The sequence below is a fragment of the Mycobacterium sp. ITM-2016-00318 genome, assembly GCF_002968285.2.
Classification (GTDB): Bacteria; Actinomycetota; Actinomycetes; order Mycobacteriales; family Mycobacteriaceae; genus Mycobacterium.
This window is the reverse complement of sequence record NZ_CP134400.1, coordinates 3,503,666-3,524,091: the sequence shown is the minus strand read 5'-3', so window position 1 is coordinate 3,524,091 and position 20,426 is coordinate 3,503,666. Positions and strand designations below refer to the sequence as shown.

Genomic DNA, 20,426 nt, shown 5'->3' with positions numbered 1-20,426 from the left:
GCTGGGGCGATGAGTTTGCAAGCGCCGTCTACGCCGGGCTTGCGCCAGCAGGTGCACGACGCGGCGCGACGGGCAAGGGTGGCCGCCCGCGAGTTGGCGACGTTGAGCACCGCTGCCAAGAACTCGGCTCTGCACGCCGCGGCGGACAACGTACTGCGCGAAGCCTCCACCGTGCTCGAAGCGAACAAAGAAGATTTGGCCGTCGCCAAGGCCGCGGGCACACGGGACGCGATGCTGGACCGCCTCGCACTCAACCTCCAGCGGATCGACGGCATCGCCGCCGGACTTCGTCAGGTCGCGGGGCTGCCCGACCCGATCGGCGAGGTGTTGCGCGGGCAGACACTGCCCAACGGCCTGCAGCTGCGTCAGCAGCGGGTCCCCATCGGAGTGATCGGAATGGTCTACGAGGGCAGGCCGAACGTCACGGTCGACGCATTCGGGCTGACGCTGAAGGCAGGCAGCGCGGCGTTACTGCGCGGCAGCTCGTCGGCGGCGCGGTCGAATCAGGCGCTCGTCACCGCGCTTCGCGATGCGCTGCAGATCGAGAACCTCAATCCCGACGCGGTGCAACTGCTGCCGAGCGAGGACCGGGCCAGCGTCACCCACCTGATCCAGGCCCGCGGTCTCGTCGATCTGGTGATCCCGCGCGGGGGAGCGGGACTGATCGACGCGGTGGTTCGCGACGCTCAGGTGCCCACCATCGAGACCGGCGTCGGCAATTGCCATGTGTACGTGCATGAGACGGCCGACCTCGACGCGGCCGAGCGCATTCTCCTCAACGCAAAGACACGACGGCCCAGCGTATGCAACGCGGCCGAATCGGTGCTGGTGGACAGCGCCATCGCCGATCGCGCGGTGCCGCGGCTGACCAAAGCCCTGCAGGACGCGGGCGTGACGGTGCACGCCGATCCGTCCGAGGAGGAGCTGCGCGCAGAGTTCCTCTCCATGGACATCTCGCTGGCGGTGGTCGACGGTATCGATGCCGCGATCGACCACATCAACACCTACGGCAGTGGACACACCGAGGCGATCGTGGCGACGGATCTGGCTGCCGCGCAGCGGTTCACCGAGCGCGTCGACGCCGCAGCGGTGATGGTGAACGCATCGACGGCGTTCACCGACGGCGAGCAGTTCGGCTTCGGCGCCGAGATCGGCATCTCCACCCAGAAACTGCATGCCCGGGGACCCATGGGCTTACCCGAATTGACCTCGACCAAGTGGATTGTGTGGGGAAACGGCCAGACCCGCCCTGCCTGATTTAGGAGTTGACACGTGAGCGTCCCCGCACGCCCGGCGCCGCTTTTCGCCGACATCGACGATGTCGCGAAGAAGCTCGCCGAGACCGGATACCTGCCCGACACCGCAACGGCGACTGCGGTTTTCCTCGCCGACCGGCTCGGCAAGCCGTTGCTGGTCGAGGGGCCTGCGGGCGTAGGCAAGACGGAGTTGGCGCGCGCGGTCGCGCAATGCACGGGTTCGGAGTTGGTGCGCCTGCAATGCTACGAGGGCGTCGACGAGGCCCGCGCGCTCTACGAGTGGAACCACGCCAAACAGATCCTGCGAATTCAGGCGGGCCACGGTGACTGGGATCAGACGAAGACCGACGTGTTCTCCGAGGAGTTCCTGCTGACGCGGCCGCTGCTGACCGCGATCCGCCGCACCGAGCCCACCGTCCTGCTGATCGATGAGACGGATAAAGCCGACATCGAGATCGAGGGCCTGCTGCTCGAGGTACTGTCCGACTTCGCGGTCACCGTGCCCGAACTCGGCACGATCAAGGCCGAGCGGGCACCGTTCGTACTGCTGACATCGAACGCCACGCGCGAGCTGTCCGAGGCGCTCAAACGTCGCTGCCTGTTCCTGCACATCGACTTCCCCGACCCGGACCTCGAACGTCGTATCCTGCTGTCGCGCGTACCCGAGCTGCCAGGACACCTCGCCGAGGAATTGGTGCGCATCATCGGGGTGCTGCGCGGCATGCAGCTCAAGAAGGTGCCGTCGGTAGCCGAGACCATCGACTGGGGACGCACGATCCTTGCGCTGGGCATGGACACCATCGACGACGAGCTGATCGCCGCCACCCTTGGCGTGGTGCTCAAGCACCAGTCCGACCAGACCAAGGCAAGCGGCGAGCTCCGCCTCAACTAGGAGATCACCCATGGCCGTCCGTCGCACCCGACCACCGCAGCCGCTTGCCCCGCACGGCATCCCGGGCCACCTGGTGGAGTTCGTCGAAGCCCTGCGCGGGCAGGGGATTGCGGTGGGACCGTCGGAGACGGTCGACGCGGGCCGGGTGATGAGTGTGCTCGGGCTCGGAGACCGTGAGGCGCTGCGCGAAGGCATCGCGTGCGCGGTGCTGCGTCGACCGGATCACCGCGACACCTACGACGCGATGTTCGACCTGTACTTCCCCGCCGCCCTCGGCGCACGCACCGCGCTCGACGACGACGAGTCGGATGCCGACGGGCTGCCGACGGAGGATGTCGAGGCGATGCGGCAGATGCTGCTCGACATGCTCAGCGACAACGAAGAGCTGGCCAACATGGACGAGCGGCTGGCCGCGATGATCGCTCAGATCGTCGAGGCCTACGGCCGCTACAACTCCAGCCGTGGCCCGTCATACTCGTCGTATCAGGCGCTCAAGGCGATGAACCTCGACGACCTCGAGGGCAGGCTGTTGGCCGGGCTGCTCGCCCCCTACGGTGACGAACCGACGCCGACGCAGGAGCAGATCGCGAAATCCATTGCAGCCCAGCGTATCGCGCAGCTTCGCAAAATGGTGGAGGGTGAGACCAAGCGGCGCACGGCCGAGCAGTTGGGCCGTGACCACGTGCAGATGTACGGCGTCCCGCAATTGGCGGAGAACGTCGAGTTCCTCCGCGCCTCCGGCGAGCAGCTGCGTCAGATGCGGCGCGTGGTGGCGCCACTGGCCCGCACACTCGCCACCCGGCTTGCCGCGCGCAGGCGTCGGTCGCGCGCGGGCGAGATCGATCTGCGCAAGACCCTGCGCAAGTCCATGTCGACCGGCGGCGTGCCGATCGACGTGGTCTTGAAGAAGCCGCATCCGGCGCGCCCGGAGCTGGTGGTGCTGTGCGACGTGTCCGGTTCGGTCGCGGGCTTCAGCCACTTCACGCTGCTCCTGGTGCACGCATTGCGGCAACAGTTCTCGCGTGTCCGCGTGTTCGCGTTCATCGACACCACCGACGAGGTCACCGAGCTGTTCGGACCCGACGCGGACCTCGCCGTCGCCGTCCAGCGCATCACCCGGGAAGCCGGTGTCTACACCCGCGACGGCCACTCCGACTACGGGCATGCGTTCGTCTCGTTCCTGGACAAGTACCCACATGTGCTGTCGCCCAGGAGTTCGCTGCTCGTCCTTGGCGACGGCCGAAACAATTACCGCAATCCTGAGACCGACCTGCTTACGCACATGGTCGACTCGAGCAGGCATGCGCACTGGCTCAACCCCGAGCCCAAGCACCTGTGGGGCAGCGGCGATTCCGCGGTGCCCCGCTACGAGGAAGTCATCGCCATGCACGAGTGCCGGTCGGCCAAACAGCTGGCAAGCGTCATCGACGCCCTGTTGCCGGTCTAGTTTCTCCCGCGAAATTGCATTCCAGCAGCGGAAGTGCGAGTGCAGGGCTGCTGGAATGCAATTTCGCGGTTCTTCGGCTAGGCGAAGGAGATGGTGACGTCGCCGCCCGCCGGGTCCGCGCCGGCGACCAGCGACCACGGCGCCCGGTACACCCGCCCTGGCGCGGCAGGCCACAGCGTGCGCCTCGTAGCGAGCGTCCTGCCGTCCTGAACGGCACGCAGCCTCGGCAGCCTGCGGTACTCGTCGACCCAGAAGAGCAGATCGCCTCGGGCTGCGACCCCGCCGTCGGGTGAGACCAGCTGCGGCGCAACCCATCTGAAGGGTACGTCGGTGCGGATGCGAACGGCCTTCTGGGGCTCCTCGCGACGCTCCACCCAGCCGGTCACCGCCGCCGCCACGTGTCGACCGTCGAGTGCCGCGCCGTCGGCGGTGTCGACGGGGTGCAGCAGGTTGCCGACCGCGAAGACGCCGGGGCTGCTGGTGCGCAGTCCTGCGTCGACAAGCGGCCCGCGCGTCGCGGGGTCCATCGCGAGGCCGCCGGTGCGGGCCAGTTCGTGGTCGGGGATCCAGTCGCCGGTGAACACCACCGTGTCGCAGTCGACGCGCATTCTCCATCCGGTTTCGAGGTTCTCGACGACCGCGGCACGAACCCGACCCCTGCCCTCGATGCCGACGATCCGGCTGCGCGTGTAGACGGGCCCGCGGGTCAATGCGCGGCCGGGGAGCCGGAACACGGCATACGCCTCCGAGCGGGGATAGCCGCTGACCATTCCGACTGTCGCACAACCGGCTTTGCGCAGGCTCAGCACCGCCGACCAGCTGACGAGCTCGGCGCCGACGATCAACGCGCGGCTGCCGACCTTCGCATGGTGGACATGCACGAGGTTCTGCAGCTGTCCGGTCGTGTACACGCCGTCAGGCCGGTCGCCCGGAACCAGCCGCGCGGGCCTCGGCCGTTCCCGCGCACCGGTCGCCAGCACCACCGCGTCCGCGGTGATGGTGCGCAGGCCGCGCGGCGAGGTGACCTGCAGCTGCCGCTCGCCTGCCCAGCCGGTGACCATCGCCTCGGTCTCCAGCGTCGCGCCTGCGTCCTGTGCCATCGCCGTGAGCCGCTTGGCGTAGGCCGGACCCGAGATGAAGCGCTTGAGGTCGCGCATGCCGTAACCGGGATGGTCGCTGTGGCAGGGGATTCCGCCGGTCTGCGCCTCGCGCTCGACGACGAGCACCTCGCCGTCGACCCGGCCGGCGAGCGCGGCGGCGGCGGTCAGGCCCGACGGTCCGCCTCCGATGATCGCGACAGCCACCCGCTGCTCGGTCATCGCGCCGCGCCGTTCGCGTCGAGCAAAAACCTGGTGTGCGCGCCGCAGTAGAAGCCCTGGCAGCGGCCGTTCATCACGCGGGTGCGGCGTCGCAGGCCGTCGAGATCTACTGGTGGAATGGAGGATTCGAATGCATCGCGGATCTCGCCTGCGGTGACCCGCTCGCAGAAGCAGACGATGCGGCCGTATTCGGGATCGGCCGCGATGGCCTCGGCGTCCTGGAACGGCCGCATGAAAGCCTCGCCGAGGTTGGGCATCTGCGGCGGCGGGGGCAGATCGGTTCGCTCGGTGACGTCGAGGCCGGCATCGGCGAGGAGGCCCGAGACGTATTCACCGATCGCCATCCCGGACGTCAGCCCGGTGGAGCGGATGCCGCCGACCAGCAGATAGCGAGCCTGCGCGACGACGTCGATGAGGTAGTCGTCGTGCTCGGTGGCCGCCCGCAGACCCGCGTAGGTGGCGGTGATCTCCTCGTCGAACAGCGACGGCATCAGCGCGCGGCCCTTGGAAACCAGGAAGTCGAAGCCGTCCTCCGAAGTACCTGTGGCGCTGCGGTCATGGAGATTCTCCGACGTGGGGCCGACCATCACGTTGCCGTAGATGGTCGGGCTCACGAGCACCCCCTTGCCGCGCGAGGACGGCACGGCCAGCACGATGACCGGCACCATCGGCCGGGTGAGCTTGTCGAACACCAGCAGCTCGCCACGTCGGGGCGTGACGGTGAAGCGATCGTGGCCGAACTCCGCGTCGAGACGGTCGGCGCCGAGACCCGCCGCGTTGACGACCCAGCGACCGTGTACGTCGCCGCGGGTGGTCTGCAGCGTGGTGTGTCCGTCCCCCACGACGGCGCCGGTGACACGAGTGCCGCGCATCAACCGCGCGCCGCGCGCCACGGCGTCGGTGGCCAGTGCGAGGTTCGTGGTCCAGGTGCAGATGATCGATTCGCCGGGGACGGTCAGCCCACCCAGCACCCCCGGGCCGAGATCCGGCACCCGCCGGTAAACCGCATCGGGGCCGACGATTTCGCACCGGTGGTAGAAGTTCCTTTCCGCCTTGTCCTTGAGTCCGGGCAGCGCGTCGACTTCCTCGTCTGTCCACGCCACCAGCAGCGCGCCGGTGCGCTCGACCGGGATGCCGGTCTGCTCGGCGTAGTCGCCCAGCAATTCGTAGCCGCGGGCCACCAGCCGCGACTCGAGGGTCTGCGGGGTCGCGTCGTAGCCGGTGTGCAGCAACGCCGTATTGGCCTTGCTGGTGCCGTCTCCGACGTCGTCGCGTGCCTCGATGAGGGTCACCGTGAGGTTGGTTCCAGCCAACGCGCGGGCGATCGAGCAGCCGACGATGCCTGCTCCCACCACGATGACGTCGCTGACGTCGACGGGGGCGCTCATGACGACGTCGTCTGCTGTTGCGTGACAACCGATTCGGCGGCGCGCATCCATTGCGACATGAACTCGTCGGCGCGCTCGTCGGACCACTGCGGTTCATATGTGTGGTCCGGCGTCCAGGTGCCGACTGCGTCGGCGACGTCGAGCTCGGAGTCGAGGGCGAGCCGCGCGCAGGCGGCGGCGCCGAGCGCGGTGGCGTGCATCGACGGGTAGATGTCGACGGGGATACGCGCGAGGTCGGCCTGCGCCTGCATCAGCACCGCGGACCGGGTTAGCCCGCCGTCGACACGCAGCCGCGTCAACGGCTGCGCCAGATCCCTGGCGACGAGGTGGGCGAGGGCGGCGACCTGCGCGGCGATCCCTTCGAGCAGTGCGCGCACCAGCTGACCACGACCGCTACTGAGGCTCATCCCGGAGAACGAGGCCGCGGCGGCGGAGTCCCACCACGGCGCCGCCAGTCCGGCAAGGGCGGGCACACACAGCACACCGTCGCTGGAATCGGCTGCGACGGAATCGATCTGCTCGGCCTCGGGCACCAGACCGAGGTCCACCGCCCAGCGCACCGCGGAGGCCGCCGTGTAGACCTGGCCGTCGACGCAATACGACGTGTGGTCGCGCAGCAGCCACGCCACCGAGGTGGTCAAGCCGGATGTGGACCGTGTGGGATTGGCGCCGAGTTGCGCAAGCAGAAATGCTCCTGTGCCGAACGTGGCCTTGGCATCGCCCGGCGCAAGACAGCTTTCGGCCAGCAATGCGGCCTGCTGATCGACGATCAGGCCTGCGAGGGGAATCGTCGGCCCAAAGGCGTCGGTGCTGCCGACGGTCTGGTCGCAGGCGACGATCTCCGGAAGTGCCTCGCCCGACAGCCCGAACAGCCCGATCAGGTCGTCATCCCAAGCATGAGAGTCCAGCGACAGCAGCAGCGATCTGCTGGCCGTCGATGCGTCGGTGACGAACGCGCCACAGAGCCGGTACACGAGCCAGGTGTCGGTCGTGGTGACGACGCCGTCGGTGGTCATGTTGGCCCGGATCCACGCCATCTTCGGCGCGGAGAAATATGGGTCGAGCACCAGCCCGGTGCGCGCTGCAACGGTTTTCGCCGACGCCGACAGCGGCGCGCAGATGGATTCGGCGCGGCGGTCCTGCCAGACAACGGCGGGAGTGAGTGGGCTACCGGTGCGCCGGTCCCACGCCAGCACGGTTTCACCCTGATTGGCGACGGCAACGGCGGCGACGGGGACACCGGCCCGAGCCAGGGCCTCTCGGCCCGCGCCGACCACGGAGTCGAACAGCGCCTCGGGATCCTGCTCGACGCCGCCGCCCGCCAGGTACTCGGGACGCACAGCGACCTCGGCGATGGACACGACCTGCCCGGCCTCGTCGACCACGATGGCCTTCGTTCCCGAAGTGCCCTGGTCGATCGCCAGGAAGTGCTGCATCGTCAGTCCTTCGCCGCCTCGGCGTCCAGTTCGGCGTCGATCGAGGCCATACCGGGCATGGTCAGCCCGCTCCTGCCGCGGGTCACCAGCAGGTAGCCGAGATAGCAACCGCCGATCAACAACATCACGATGACGTACGCCCACGCCTGTTTGAAACTCGAGTCCCTGAAGAGCGCCAACTCGAACACCAGCCACACCACGGCGACCACCAGAATCGGTATCTCCCAGGCGCCGAGGTTGAACTTGTCGCTGACCGGCAGCGATTTGCGCTTGATCAGGTACAGCACCACAGTCGACGCGTACATCACCGCGGGCAGCAGAGTCGCGGCCCCGAACAAGGTGAACAAGGCCGTCTCGGAGTGCGAGAAGATCGCCAGGATCAGCTCGGCGAGAACGACATACAGGATCGTTGCCTTCAACGGCGTGTGGAACCTCGGCGAAACCTGGCTCCACTGCTGCCAGCCGGGGAAGCGTTCGTCACGCGACATGGCCCAGGTCAGTCGGACACCGGTCATCATGATGACCAGACCGCACGCGAAGATCGCCAGCACCACCATCACCAGCAGGAGGGTGGCGACCGCCGAACCGAGCGTCTTGTCGATGACGTCGGCGATCGGAGTTCCGGATTCGGCCAGCGCGACGGGGTCGCCGGCAGCCAGTGTCACGGCGACGATGAAGATGAAGCCGAGGACACCCGAGGCGAGGACGGCCTGCCACATCGCCCGCGGGACAACCCGTTCGGGATCGTTGGTCTCCTCGGCGAGGTTGGCCGCCGACTCGAAGCCGACGATGGTGAAGGCGCCGAGCAGGAAGCCGAGCATCCACGGGCCCGCCGTGGTCAGGTCACCCAAGCTCCAGTAGCCCTCGGCCGGGACGGCGCCCAAGCTGAACAGATTCGAGACGTCGGACTGTCCGCGCACAGCGGCCACGATGAGCAGCAGCACCGTGAGCGTCACCATGCCGATGAGCTCGAGCGAGACGAACGTGTTGTTCACCCGTTCCGCCCACGGTGTCGAGAATCCGACGAGCAGTGCCTGCAGCAACAGGACGAGTCCGGTGACCAGCCAAGCGATTGTCGCGGTGCCTTCGTAATTCATCAGCGCGGGGAAGATCGTCGATGCGATCGTGTAGTCGACCGCGACCACGACAATGGCCAGGAACGTGAACGAGATCCAGCCGAGGATCCAGCCGAGGACGGGATTGGCCAGCCGCGACATCCATTGGTAGTGATAGCCGGTCACCGGGATCCGCGCCGCGAGCGCGCCGAGGACGAAGGCGACGGCCAGCTGGCCGATGGTCGCGATCGGCCAGGTCCAGATGCCCATGGGTCCCGACGAGTTCAGCACCGCCCCGTAGGTGGTGAAGATGCCGGTGGCGATGGACACGAACGCGAACGCCACGGCGAACGACGCGAATCGCCCGGTGCGCCTCTCCATGGACTGCTTGTAGCCGAACTTCGCGAGGTCAGCGGCGTCGCCGGCGACTGAGGGATCGGGAATCGTCATCGTTCCTCCAGTGGTATAGACCATGTGGTGGAACCGTAGTATGGGTGTGACGGGGGCCACCGTCAAGCGCAGTCGCAGCTGATCACGAAACCTTTACGAACCAGTTGGCCTAGACCAGGTGGTTGACTGCCGCGGTTACTCTGCAGACATGTCCCGCGCCGCCAGGAACCGACAGGCGACCCGTGGTGGGCCCCCGCCCACCCCGCGCTACATCGCGATCGCGGCCCTGGTGCGCGACCGCATCGCGACCGAGCAGCTCGGACCGCACACCCTGCTGCCGTCCGAGCGGGAACTCGCCGAACAACACAGCGTCAGCCGCATGACCGCACGCCAAGCGCTATCGCTGCTGGAGAGTGAAGGGGTGGTCTACCGCAAGCCGCCGCGCGGCACCTTCGTGGCCGAGCCCCGGGTGACCTTCCACATCGGCAGCTTCTCCGAAGAAGTCTCCCGATTGGGGCGCAGGCCGGCCGCCCGCCTGCTCTGGGCCGAACATCAAAGCCCCACGCCCGCAGTGCGATTGGCGCTCAACCTCGACGAGGCCGCGATGGTCAACGTGTTCCACCGGCTGCGCACCGTCGACGACGTTCCCTTCGCGCTGGAGACGACGTTTCTGCCCGCCGACCTCACGCCGGGGATTCTCGACGAACCCGACGACGGATCGCTGTGGGCCATCCTCCGCAGCCGCTACGGCGTCGACCTCGCGCGCTCGACAGCCGTGCTGGAGTCGATCGTGCTCGACGACGCCTCCAGCGGACAGCTCGGCGTGCGCGCAGGCTCGGCAGGCACGCTGCTGACCCGCCGCACCGAGGACAGCACCGGGCGGTGTGTCGAGTACGCGCGCGACGTCTACCGTGCCGACCGGGCCTCATTCGAGGTGTCCGAACTGCTCGGGTCGCATCGGCTCTCGGCCGTCTGACGGGCGGCCCGACTGCCGTAAGCTGCCTGAACGTGGCATCTCGACGCAGGCTGGGCGTGATGGGCGGGACATTCGATCCCGTCCACAACGGGCACCTCGTCGCCGCCAGCGAGGTTGCCGACCTGTTCGAACTGAACGAGGTCGTATTCGTGCCGACGGGGCAGCCGTGGCAGAAGAACCGCGACGTCACGCCCGCCGAAGACCGCTATCTGATGACCGTTATCGCCACCGCGTCCAATCCAAGGTTCTCCGTGAGCCGGGTGGACATCGATCGCGGCGGTCCGACGTACACCAGAGACACCCTGCGCGATCTGCGGGCGCTGAACCCCGACGCGGACCTCTACTTCATCACCGGCGCCGACGCGCTGGCCTCGATCCTGACATGGCAGGACTGGGAGGAGATGTTCGCGCTCGCCAGGTTCGTCGGTGTCAGCAGGCCCGGCTACGAACTCGACGGCCAGCACATCCAGAAGGCGCTGAAAGAGAGCCCTCCCGATGTGCTGAACCTCGTGGAAGTGCCTGCGCTGGCGATCTCGTCGACCGACTGCCGCAAGCGCGCCAAGGAGGACAGGCCGATCTGGTATCTGGTGCCCGACGGCGTCGTGCAGTACGTGTCCAAACGCAACCTCTACCGATCGCACATTCTCGCCGCCCAGGAGCAGCCCAGATGACCGCATCCGACGAAGCCATCACCATGGCGACGGTCGCTGCGCGGGCGGCCTCGTCCAAGCTGGCCGACGACGTCATCGTCATCGACGTGTCGGGCCAGTTGGTCATCACCGACTGTTTTGTGATCGCGTCGGCCTCCAACGAGCGGCAGGTCAACGCGATCGTCGACGAGGTCGAGGAGAAGATGCGACTGGCCGGGTACAAGCCTGCGCGACGCGAGGGTGCTCGTGAAGGACGCTGGACGCTGCTGGACTTCGTCGACATCGTCGTGCACATCCAACATCAGGATGAGCGCAATTTCTATGCACTGGACCGGCTTTGGCGAGACTGCCCCGTCGTCTCCGTCGATCTGGAGGCGGAGCCGTGAGAGTCCGCCGCCTTGTGATGCTTCGACACGGTCAGACCGAATACAACGCGGGCAACCGGATGCAGGGCCAGCTGGACACCGATCTGAGTGGGCTCGGCCGCGAGCAAGCCGTCGAAGCCGCCGAGGTGCTGGCCAAGCGTCAGCCGCTGGTGGTGATCTCCTCCGACCTGCGACGCGCATCGGACACCGCCGAGGCGCTCGGCGAACGTGCGGGGGTAACGGTGCGCACCGACACCCGGCTGCGGGAGACACATCTCGGCGACTGGCAGGACCTGACCCACCTGGAGGTAGACGCGTCATGGCCGGGAGCGCGCCTCGCGTGGCGCAACGATGCTCGATGGGCGCCACACGGCGGGGAGAGCAGAGTCGACGTCGCGCGACGCTCGGTGCCGCTGGTCTCCGAACTCATTGCCAACCAGAATGATTGGGGGACAGACGAACCCGAGCGGCCGGTGGTGCTGGTGGCGCACGGCGGGTTGATCGCCGCACTGACCGCAGCACTGCTGAAACTGCCTGTGGAAAACTGGCCTGCGCTGGGAGGCATGGGTAACGCGAGCTGGGTGCAACTGTCCGGTCATTCCGAGGACGACGCCGTATTCGACGACATCCGGTGGCGCCTCGACGTGTGGAACGCCTCGGCACAGGTCGCCAACGATGTCCTCTGACCGACGCACTCTTCTCGTCTTCTGCGACTCGCTCTCCTACTACGGGCCGACCGGCGGGCTGCCTGCAGATGATCCGCGGATCTGGCCCAATATCGTTGCCACTCATCTCGATTGGGATGTCGAGCTGATCGGGCGTATTGGCTGGACGTGTCGCGATGTCTGGTGGGCAGCGACCCAGGACCCACGGGCATGGGCCGCGTTGCCACGAGCCGGCGCAGTCATCTTCGCCACCTGCGGCATGGACTCGCTTCCTTCACCGCTGCCGACCGTGCTACGCGAATCCATCCGCTATGTACGACCGGGGTGGCTCCGCCGCTGGGTTCGTGATGGTTACGGGTGGGCACAGCCGAGGCTTTCGCCGATAGCGCGGCCCGCGTTGCCTCCGCACGTCTCCGTCGAGTATCTCGAGATGACCCGCGGCGCAATCGACTTCAACCGCCCGGGTATTCCGATCGTCGCCTCACTGCCGTCGGTGCACATCGCCGAGACTTACGGCAGGGCGCACCGCGGGAGGTCGGGCACCGTCAAGGCGATCACCGAATGGGCGGAGCAGCACAACGTTCCGCTGGTGGATCTCAAGGCTGCCGTGGCAGAGCACATCATGAGCGGCCGGGGCAATCCCGACGGGATCCACTGGAACTTCGAGGCGCATCATGCGGTTGCCGAGCTTATGTTGAAGGGTCTACAGGAAGCCGGTGTGACGCAAGAGGACGCGACCTGACATGGCCGTCGTCGTGGTGACCGATTCGTCGTCCCGCCTGCAGGCAGAGGAGCTTCAACGGTGCCTGATCCGCCAGGTGCCCTTGCATATCCTGCTGGACGGCAAAGATTTTCGCGACGGCGTCGACGAGATTCCCGCCGATGTCCACCAACGCCACGCCACCACAGCAGGCGCGACGCCCGCCGAACTCGCCGACGCCTACCGCGAGGCTCTCAAGCACAGCGACGGCGACGGGGTGGTGGCCGTCCACATCTCGGCCGCGCTTTCCAGCACGTACAGTTCTGCGGTGTCGACGGCACGCGAGTTCGGCCCCGCGGTCCGGGTGGTCAATTCCAGGTCGGCAGCCATGGGTGTGGGTTTTGTCGCGCTGGCGGCCGCGCAGGAGGCCGCTTCCGGCGCTGACCTCGACTCCGTTGAGATGGCCGCGCGTTCGGCCGTCCCCCGCGGCCATGCGTTCATCGTCGTACATCGGCTGGACAACCTGCGGCGCAGCGGCAGGATACGGCGAGGAGCATCGCTGCTGGGTTCTGCGCTGTCGCTGAAGCCGCTGCTGTGTCTCGACGTCGACGGCAGGCTGGCGCTCGGTCAGCGGATTCGTACCGCCACCAAGGCTCATGTCGCGATGATCGATCAGGTGGCCGAGGTGGTCGGCGACGGCGGCGCCAAGATAGCCGTCCACCATGTCGACAACCCCGATGCCGCTGAAGACATCGCCAAGACGCTGACCGTGCGACTGCCGCAGATCGCCCCGCCTGCCGTGACCGAGATGGGTCCGGTGCTCTCGGTGCACGTCGGTGCGGGTGCGGTCGGCGTATGTGTCGAGGTCGATGAATAGTGCCCTCACGGGCCAGAGTTGGACGCCGACAATGAACGATCTCCGGGATTGCCGGCGCCAGCCAGATAGCCACCGCGCAGTGGAACACTCCGACCTGCGGTTATGGGTTGGTGAAGAGTTTTCTCGAATTTCTTTGGGAAAAAGTGTGCGACTGGTCTGGGTTGATCGCTCCTACCTGTGAAAGCGACGCACAAGCGAGCTTCAGACCAGAGGAGACATCATGTACAACACCTTCCCCCAGCACCCGAACTACGGCCCCCAGCACCACGGCTACGGCTACGCGCCGATGCCGATGCAGCAGATGCCCGTGCAGCAGATGGCGCCGGTGGCGCAGTCGGCCACGGCGAGCAAGGGTCTGCTGATAATCGCGGGCCTGGCGGTGGTGGGTGCGGCCGCCTTCGGTGGGATGTATCTGATGAACTCCAGCAGCGCACCCGAGCAGGCCGCGGCCTCGCAGCCCTCGACGGTGTTCAACCTTCCCTCCTCCATCGAGATCCCGTCGCTGAGCGCCGACAACGATCCTGGCACCGCCCCGGTGATCGTGAACAACCCCGCCCCGGTGCGGGTGGTCACCCCCTCGGCGCCGCGCACAGTCAACGCCCCGCCCACGGTCAACGCCCCGATCACGGCCCCCGCCCCGGTCGCCGCTCCCGCCCCGGTCGTTTCTCCCAAGCCTGTCGAGGAGAAGAAGGAAGAGCCGAAGAAGGAAGAGCCCAAGCCCGCCCCGGCACCTGCCCCCGCCCCGGCTCCTGCCCCCGCCCCGGCTCCGGCTCCTGCCCCCGCCCCGGCTCCGGCTCCGGCTCCTGCCCCGGCTCCTGCCCCCGCCCCGGCTCCGGCTCCTGCCCCCGCCCCGGCTCCTGCGCCCGCACCGGCCAATGGCGGAGTCACCCAAGAGCAGGCCGAACAGTTCAACAAGGACTTCAACGACCAGGTCAACAATTTTGAGTTCCCCGGAATCTGAGACTCGCCAACGCCCGCCACACACACTTCAGCCCAGGCCATCACCGGCCTGGGCTGAAGGTCATGTGCGCAACGTCTACACCCCGCGGTCTCGGTGACCTGAACGGCGGGCGACACAGCTAGCCGGCGAACCGCCCGACGACGGGCGGCAGATCCTTGAGCGTGACGATGCCCGGCGGGGCGGCCACGACTGCGGGCACCGCGTTGGTCACCGGTAGAGCCGTATAGATCATGCCGAGGCCCATGAATCCCGGCTCGGTCCAGTCCTTCGGCGGCAGGCAATGCAGAACCGTGCGCATGTTGGGCAGTCCGAACACCTGGATGACGTGCCCGTGCTCGAGCGGCTTTGGCGGCGTCACGTGATCGCCCATGATCCAGTTGAATCCGACGCTCACGACGTTCTTGTCGCCAACCCAGCCGCGGTGGTAACCCATCACGCCGCCCACGGTGTCTTTCGGGATCTGCATGAAACCCAGATCGCTATCGCCGGTTGCCGGGGTGAAGGTGACGTCGAAGGTCATCCGGTCGAGTTTTGCGCCGATCGCATCTGCCATCATCGCCGCGGACTCGGCGAAGACCTCGCTCTCACGCCTCACGTTCTCGGCGAGGCCGGGAGTGTCGGGGTCCTGCGAAAAGCCCATGGCGGTCTGGGTTCCCGCTGACTCATAGGTCGAGCAGTCGACTGACTCGGTGATCCTGATCTCGTCCACGCGCTCGCAAGAGCCGCTGAGCACCATTCCCACCATGTTGGTCATACCAGGATGGGCGCCGCTTCCGAAGATGGTCGAATTGCCTTTCTCGCAGGCCCTGCGGATGCGGTCGAGGTCCTCCGGCGTCTGCTTGGCGCCGGTGATCCATGCGGCGCTGGAGCAGACGTTGACGCCTGCCTCCAAAAGCCTTGTCAACTCGTCGATGTCGGGCCACAGCGGGTTGTAACAACAGGCGTCGGGCTTCAATGCGATCAACGCGTCTATGTCGTTGGTGGCGGCGATGCCGGTCGGTTCGGGCCAGCCCGCCAGTTCGGCCGCATCCACGCCGACCTTGTCCGCTCCGTGCGCATACACGCCGACCAGTTCCATGTCGGCTCTGCCGATGACGGCGTGCAGTGAACGCTTACCGATGTTCCCGGTCGTCCACTGGATCACCCGGATCGGTCGCTGAGGTGTGCTCATGTCCCAAGACCATAGTTCGGTGCGATGATCGACATCGATGACTACCGGTGGAATCCGCGCATTCACGTTCACGCCGTCCGACGGCGTCCCGCCGGGTGTGGCACCCTTCGCCCACGCGACGGCCGCGGGGCCGACGCTGTACGTCACAGGACAGATGCCCACCGACGTGACCGGCGCAGTCGTCGGTGATGACGTCGCGACCCAGACCGATCAGGTTCTCGGCAACCTGCTGCGCGTCACGCAATTGTGCGGCGGGGGGCTTGCCGACGTGGTCTCGGTGCGTGCCTTCCTGCTCAACTGGGACGACTACGAGGTCTTCAACGCCGCTTACGTGGAGTGGTTCCCCGACCGACTGCCCAGCCGGACCTGCGTCGGCACCACCGGCCTTGCCGTCGGCGCGCTGGTCGAGATCGACTGGGTGTGTTGGCGAAGCGACGGCTGGGACGGTTGACGCCCTCGCCCGGATTGATGCGCGAGCCGTCCGCGGCGTGCCGCCGACGGTCAGCGCCGCGGTACACCATATTCGCAGCTCAGCGCGTGACCCGGCCCGGCGCACGTACTCGTCGTGACCCCCGCCCGCGCGACGAACACGCGTGATCCCGCCGTGCATCGGTTCGTCGACAGGGGTGTCCACCGCGCCGTTCACCGGGTAATGAGCGCTGCTCACGCCGACGACACCACGAAGTAGGTCCCCCGATCGGGGGACACCCGGTTCATCCGCATCAACGGCCGGTTGGCCGACATACAGCTCCTTACTGCTGAGGCACAGTTATCTCATCGCCGGAAACAACCGGTGGAAGAACTGAAAAGCCAACTCATACAAGGAGATCAAAATGAACGCCAACATCGCCCGCTACATCGCCCTCCCGATCGTCTCGGCAGGCATCCTCGGTGGAGCAGCCCTTAGCCTGGCCGGCATGGCCGGCGCCGCAACCACGGTGCATCAGAACGGGCCGAACGTCTCGATAGTGACCTCGCCCGACACCTTCGCCAAGCCCGCGCCGAACGCGATCCCGGGCTGGTACCACCATCACGGCATCGGCCGCCTGGCGATGTTCAACCAGTAAGCCCACAACTGGATAGTCCTCCTCCGAATGAGGCCCTCCCCGGCGCAGTCAACTCCGGGGAGGGCCTCCCTCTGTGCCCGGTCATACACAGCTCCGACTTCATTCACAGCCCACGCCGATCGAGCGCTCGCCGGGCGAATGGCGTCGCCTCGCGCATCTAGCGTCTGCCACATGGGAACCGAACTGCCCACCGATCGTCTTCACCGCAGGCACGGTGCAGAGGTCGACGCCGATGCCGGCGCAGACGACGACGGCGCATCCGATGCCGCACTGTCGCGTTGGCTTCCTGATACCAATACCCAGGCATCGCAGGGATGGCTGGCGGCGGTGCGCGCCGATCCCGGCCGTGCAGGCGCCATCGCCTTGGGCGTCGTCGGTGTGGTGGCCGTGCTGGTCACCGTCTTCACGTTGCTTGCAGACAAGACCCCGCCGGTGGTCTCGGCGAAACTGCCTCCGGTAGAGATGGTTTCTAGCGCGCAGCCGAGCCCGTCGGCGCCTGCCCCCGACGGGCCGGTCATCGTGAGTGTCGTCGGTCTCGTGCACAAACCGGGGCTGGTCACCTTGTCGTCAGGCGCACGGATTGCCGACGCGCTGACTGCGGCCGGCGGTGCACTCGACGGCGCGGACCTGATCGGCTTGAACATGGCCCGCCGTGTCGCGGACGGCGAGCAGATCATCGTCGGCATCGCCGCGCCGCCGGGCGAGCCCACGACCATGGGCAGTTCGGTGGCATCGGAACCGGCCGCGGCTTCGGCGTCGGGCGCTCCGACAACCACCGAGGCCGCTTCGGCGCCCGGCACGTCCGTCGACCTCAATACCGCGACCGAAGAGCAACTCGACGCGCTGCCCGGCGTCGGCCCGGTGACCGCGGCCGCCATCGTCGCGTGGCGTGCAGCGAACGGGTCGTTCACCAGCGTCGACCAACTCGCCGACGTCGACGGTATCGGTCCGGCTCGGCTGGAGAAGCTGCGTGCCCAGGTCCATGTGTGAGCATTCCGGTGGACGGTCGCGAGGGCCGCGTCGACCTGCGCCTGGTGCCCGCAGCGCTGACGAGCTGGACGGTGACGGCCGGGGGAATTCTGTGGTCGGTGACCGGCGTCGTCGTGGTGGCGATCAGCGTCGTCGTGGCCGCGGGCGTTGCGGCGTGGTGGGGGAGCAGGCCGCACCGGTCGGACTCCGACGCAGGCATGACCGCGGCGGGCGCAACGGCGATCCTGTTGACAGGGCTGACCTTTGGCATCGCGGTGCTGCTTCGCGTCGATCATGTCAGCAGCCACCCGCTCACCGAACGCTACGGTGACGTCGGCACCGTCATCGTCACGCCCAGCGAGTCGCCACGATCGGTGGGCGGCAGCCGGGTGATGTTCCGCGGCGCGTTGCGAGCTGTCGATGCCGTCGAAATGTCTGGCTCCGTCGTGGTTTTCGCATCCGTCGCCGGGTTCGCCGGGATCACGGTGGGCCAACCGGCTGCGTTCACGGCGCGGATTTCACGGCCCAACAGGCGCGATCTGACGGTCGCCGCGCTGTCGGCGACAGGCCGGCCCACGCTCGGCAAGGCTGCCCCGATCCAGCGGGCGGGGCAGCGGGTGCGCGACGAATTCTCACGCACGGCCCGCGACGCGCTGCCCGCCGATCAGGCCGCGATGCTTCCCGCCCTGGTACTGGGTGATACCTCGACCCTGCCGGCGGACACGGTCAAGCAGTTCCGGCTATCGGGGTTGACGCATCTGACGGCGGTGTCGGGCGCGAACGTGACCATCGTCTGCGGTGCCGTGCTGCTGACGGCGGCAGTCGTCGGCCCTCATGTCGCCGTCGCGCTGGCCGGCACGGCGTTGGTGGCGTTCGTCATCGTCGTGCAACCGTCGGCGAGCGTGCTGCGCGCGGCGGTGATGGCCGCGATCACATTGCTCGCCCTCGTGACACACCGTCGCAGACAAGCGATCCCGGTGCTGTCGGCGGCAGTCATCGCGCTGATGATCGCGGCACCGGAGCTCGCCGTCGACATTGGCTTCGCACTGTCGGTGTCGGCGACCGCGGCGCTGGTCGTCGTCGCGCCAGGGTGGTCGCGACGTCTCGTCGCTCGCGGTTGGCCCAAACCGTTGGCCGATGCGCTGAGCGTGGCCGTCGCCGCCCAGCTCGTGACCGCACCGCTGGTGGCCGCCATCTCCGGGACGTTCAGTGTCGTGGCGGTGGTGGCCAACCTCGCGGCGGCGATCGTCGTCGTCCCGATCACCGTGATCGGCACTGCAGCGGCCGGCCTCGCCGTCGTGTGGCCTGCAGGTGCGGACCTGTTGATCCGGTTCACCGGGCCCGAGCTGTGGTGGCTGCTCACCGTCGCCAGGTGGTCGGCAGGGGTTCCAGGCGCGTCACTTTCGGTGCCTGACGGCATATCCGGCGCGTTGATCGTCTTCGCCGTCGGAGTGGGGGCCTTTATCGCCGTGAGGTGGTGCAGGCGACGCGTGTCGGCTCGGCATGACACGATCTGAGCATGAGCGGATCGGTCCCCGGGTTGCATCTGGTTCTCGGGGATGAGGAGCTTCTCGTCGAGCGGGCCGTCGCCGCGGTTCTGCGCGCCGCTCGCAAGCAGGCGGGAACCGACGATGTCCCGGTGAACCGCATGCGTGCCGGCGAGGTCAGCACGTCAGAACTTGCCGAGCTGTTGAGCCCGTCGTTGTTCGCCGACGAGCGCGTGGTCGTACTGGAATCCGCCGCCGAAGCGGGCAAGGACGCCGTCGCGCTGATCGAGACCGCGGCGGGCGACCTGCCCGACGGCACACTGCTCATCGTGGTGCACTCCGGTGGAGGCCGAGCCAAAGCGCTGGCCGATCAGCTGAAGAAGCTCGGCGCCGAGATCCACAAGTGCGACAAGGTCAAGTGGCCCTCCGAGCGCGCTGATTTCGTGCGCGGTGAGTTCCGCGCGTTGAAAGTCAAGGTGTCCGACGACACCGTCACCGCGGTGCTCGACGCGGTGGGCTCCGACGTCAGGGAGCTGGCGTCGGTCTGCTCACAACTTGTCGCCGATACGGCCGGGACCGTGGATGCGGCCGCGGTGCGGCGTTACTACAGCGGCAAGGCCGAGGTGAAGGGATGGGATATCGCCGATATGGCGGTGGTCGGCGATGTCGCCGGCGCTGCCGAGGCGCTGCGGTGGGCGATGATGAGCGGCGAACCGCAGGTGGTGCTCGCCGACGCACTGGCAGAGGCCGTGCATGCCATCGCGCGTATAGGCCCCCAGTCGGGGGACCCCTACCGGCTGGCGTCCGAACTTGGGATGCCGCCAAAGCGGGTGCAGAAGGTGCAGAAGCAGGCGCGACGGTGGTCGCGGGAATCGGTCGCAACAGCCATGCAGTTGGTCGCGACTTTGAACGCCGACGTGAAGGGCGCGGCGGCGGACGCCGACTACGCGCTGGAAGCGGCGGTGCGAAAGGTGGCGGAGCTGGTCAGCGAGTCGCAGCTCAGAGCTTGTTGAAGGCGCGGGCCAGCGCGGACTTCTTGTTCGCCGCCTGGTTCTTGTGGATAACGCCCTTGCTGGCAGCCTTGTCGAGCTTGCGGTTGGTCGATGCGAGCAGCTCGCCGGCCGTGTCCTTGTCGCCGGCGTCTGCGGCCTCACGGAACGAGCGGACGGCCGTGCGCAGTGAAGACTTCACTGACTGGTTGCGGAGTCGGGCAAGCTCGTTGGTCTTGTTGCGCTTTACCTTCGACTTGATGTTGGCCACGCGCTAGTTCCTTCTTGAATCTGACGTTGGGTTTGAAAAACTCTTCGGGCGCCCGGCGTGCGGGCAGCGACGGTTCAGATTACCAGCGCAGCGGG

Annotated in this window: 21 protein-coding genes; 15 read left to right on the top strand and 6 right to left on the bottom strand. The window is 67.4% G+C overall.

Annotated elements, in window-relative coordinates; translation table 11 throughout:
- Positions 1–9 precede the first annotated feature (9 nt).
- Genes C6A82_RS17215 through C6A82_RS17205 form a run of 3 tightly spaced genes read left to right on the top strand, consistent with a single transcriptional unit; the run spans position 10 to position 3,595 of the window.
- Positions 10–1,257: a glutamate-5-semialdehyde dehydrogenase gene (locus C6A82_RS17215; protein WP_105349220.1), complete on the top strand. Its 1,248-nt coding sequence runs from the start codon at positions 10–12 to the stop codon at positions 1,255–1,257.
- A 15-nt stretch (positions 1,258–1,272) separates the two neighbouring features.
- Entirely contained in the window at positions 1,273–2,148 is an 876-nt protein-coding gene (locus C6A82_RS17210) for a MoxR family ATPase (RefSeq protein ID WP_105349219.1), read from the top strand.
- 10 nt (positions 2,149–2,158) lie between these two features.
- Positions 2,159–3,595 (top strand): VWA domain-containing protein, encoded by a 1,437-nt coding sequence (locus C6A82_RS17205; RefSeq protein ID WP_105349218.1) that lies wholly within the window; start codon positions 2,159–2,161, stop codon positions 3,593–3,595.
- 77 nt (positions 3,596–3,672) lie between these two features.
- Here the strand turns inward: C6A82_RS17205 and C6A82_RS17200 are convergent, their stop codons facing one another.
- From C6A82_RS17200 to C6A82_RS17185, 4 genes are read right to left on the bottom strand one after another with little or no spacing between them, the layout of a single operon-like run.
- A complete protein-coding gene (locus tag C6A82_RS17200) occupies positions 3,673–4,914 on the bottom strand; it encodes an NAD(P)/FAD-dependent oxidoreductase (protein WP_105349217.1) in 1,242 nt (413 codons plus the stop codon).
- Positions 4,911–6,302, bottom strand: coding sequence for an NAD(P)/FAD-dependent oxidoreductase (locus tag C6A82_RS17195; RefSeq protein ID WP_105349216.1), 1,392 nt, complete (start codon positions 6,300–6,302; stop codon positions 4,911–4,913). Before C6A82_RS17195 ends, C6A82_RS17200 begins: the two co-directional genes overlap by 4 nt.
- Entirely contained in the window at positions 6,299–7,738 is a 1,440-nt protein-coding gene (locus tag C6A82_RS17190; RefSeq protein ID WP_105349215.1) for an FGGY family carbohydrate kinase, read from the bottom strand. Before C6A82_RS17190 ends, C6A82_RS17195 begins: the two co-directional genes overlap by 4 nt.
- Positions 7,739–7,740: 2 nt before the next feature.
- Entirely contained in the window at positions 7,741–9,267 is a 1,527-nt protein-coding gene (locus tag C6A82_RS17185) for an amino acid permease (RefSeq protein WP_199193975.1), read from the bottom strand.
- Positions 9,268–9,391: 124 nt separating this feature from the next.
- Here C6A82_RS17185 and C6A82_RS17180 point away from each other — a divergent pair, with 124 nt between their 5' ends.
- The 7 genes from C6A82_RS17180 to C6A82_RS17150 all read left to right on the top strand — a co-directional run bounded on the left by C6A82_RS17180 (position 9,392) and on the right by C6A82_RS17150 (position 14,377).
- Positions 9,392–10,159, top strand: a complete 768-nt coding sequence (locus C6A82_RS17180) for a GntR family transcriptional regulator (protein WP_105349213.1) — start codon at positions 9,392–9,394, stop codon at positions 10,157–10,159.
- 32 nt (positions 10,160–10,191) lie between these two features.
- Entirely contained in the window at positions 10,192–10,830 is a 639-nt protein-coding gene (gene nadD, locus C6A82_RS17175) for a nicotinate-nucleotide adenylyltransferase (protein WP_105349212.1), read from the top strand.
- Positions 10,827–11,195: a ribosome silencing factor gene (gene rsfS, locus C6A82_RS17170; RefSeq protein WP_105349211.1), complete on the top strand. Its 369-nt coding sequence runs from the start codon at positions 10,827–10,829 to the stop codon at positions 11,193–11,195. The genes nadD and rsfS overlap by 4 nt, the downstream gene beginning before the upstream one ends.
- On the top strand, positions 11,192–11,860 hold the full coding sequence (gene gpgP / locus C6A82_RS17165) for a glucosyl-3-phosphoglycerate phosphatase (RefSeq protein ID WP_105349210.1): 669 nt from the start codon (positions 11,192–11,194) through the stop codon (positions 11,858–11,860). The genes rsfS and gpgP overlap by 4 nt, the downstream gene beginning before the upstream one ends.
- On the top strand, positions 11,850–12,581 hold the full coding sequence (gene octT / locus C6A82_RS17160; protein ID WP_105349209.1) for a diglucosylglycerate octanoyltransferase: 732 nt from the start codon (positions 11,850–11,852) through the stop codon (positions 12,579–12,581). Before gpgP ends, octT begins: the two co-directional genes overlap by 11 nt.
- Position 12,582: 1 nt before the next feature.
- Positions 12,583–13,416: a DegV family protein gene (locus C6A82_RS17155; protein WP_105349208.1), complete on the top strand. Its 834-nt coding sequence runs from the start codon at positions 12,583–12,585 to the stop codon at positions 13,414–13,416.
- A gap of 220 nt (positions 13,417–13,636) precedes the next feature.
- Complete coding sequence (locus tag C6A82_RS17150; RefSeq protein ID WP_311101394.1) at positions 13,637–14,377, top strand: hypothetical protein; 741 nt, start codon at positions 13,637–13,639, stop codon at positions 14,375–14,377.
- A gap of 118 nt (positions 14,378–14,495) precedes the next feature.
- On the opposite strand, the gene C6A82_RS17145 is transcribed toward C6A82_RS17150, so the two are convergent.
- On the bottom strand, positions 14,496–15,548 hold the full coding sequence (locus C6A82_RS17145) for a dihydrodipicolinate reductase (RefSeq protein ID WP_105344288.1): 1,053 nt from the start codon (positions 15,546–15,548) through the stop codon (positions 14,496–14,498).
- Positions 15,549–15,585: 37 nt separating this feature from the next.
- On the opposite strand from C6A82_RS17145, the gene C6A82_RS17140 reads away from it, so the two are divergent.
- The 5 genes from C6A82_RS17140 to holA all read left to right on the top strand — a co-directional run bounded on the left by C6A82_RS17140 (position 15,586) and on the right by holA (position 20,084).
- A complete protein-coding gene (locus C6A82_RS17140; RefSeq protein WP_105344290.1) occupies positions 15,586–15,999 on the top strand; it encodes a RidA family protein in 414 nt (137 codons plus the stop codon).
- 382 nt (positions 16,000–16,381) lie between these two features.
- Positions 16,382–16,615: a hypothetical protein gene (locus tag C6A82_RS17135; protein ID WP_105344292.1), complete on the top strand. Its 234-nt coding sequence runs from the start codon at positions 16,382–16,384 to the stop codon at positions 16,613–16,615.
- 171 nt (positions 16,616–16,786) lie between these two features.
- Positions 16,787–17,605 carry a ComEA family DNA-binding protein gene (locus tag C6A82_RS17130; RefSeq protein ID WP_105344294.1) on the top strand — a complete coding sequence of 273 codons (819 nt, stop codon included), beginning with the start codon at positions 16,787–16,789 and terminating at the stop codon, positions 17,603–17,605.
- Entirely contained in the window at positions 17,602–19,101 is a 1,500-nt protein-coding gene (locus C6A82_RS17125) for a ComEC/Rec2 family competence protein (protein WP_233216881.1), read from the top strand. The genes C6A82_RS17130 and C6A82_RS17125 overlap by 4 nt, the downstream gene beginning before the upstream one ends.
- A gap of 23 nt (positions 19,102–19,124) precedes the next feature.
- Positions 19,125–20,084 carry a DNA polymerase III subunit delta gene (gene holA, locus C6A82_RS17120; RefSeq protein ID WP_199193704.1) on the top strand — a complete coding sequence of 320 codons (960 nt, stop codon included), beginning with the start codon at positions 19,125–19,127 and terminating at the stop codon, positions 20,082–20,084.
- Here holA and rpsT read toward each other — a convergent pair.
- Positions 20,071–20,331: a 30S ribosomal protein S20 gene (gene rpsT / locus C6A82_RS17115; protein ID WP_105344299.1), complete on the bottom strand. Its 261-nt coding sequence runs from the start codon at positions 20,329–20,331 to the stop codon at positions 20,071–20,073. The two genes, holA and rpsT, sit on opposite strands and share 14 nt — an antisense overlap.
- Positions 20,332–20,426: the final 95 nt, after the last annotated feature.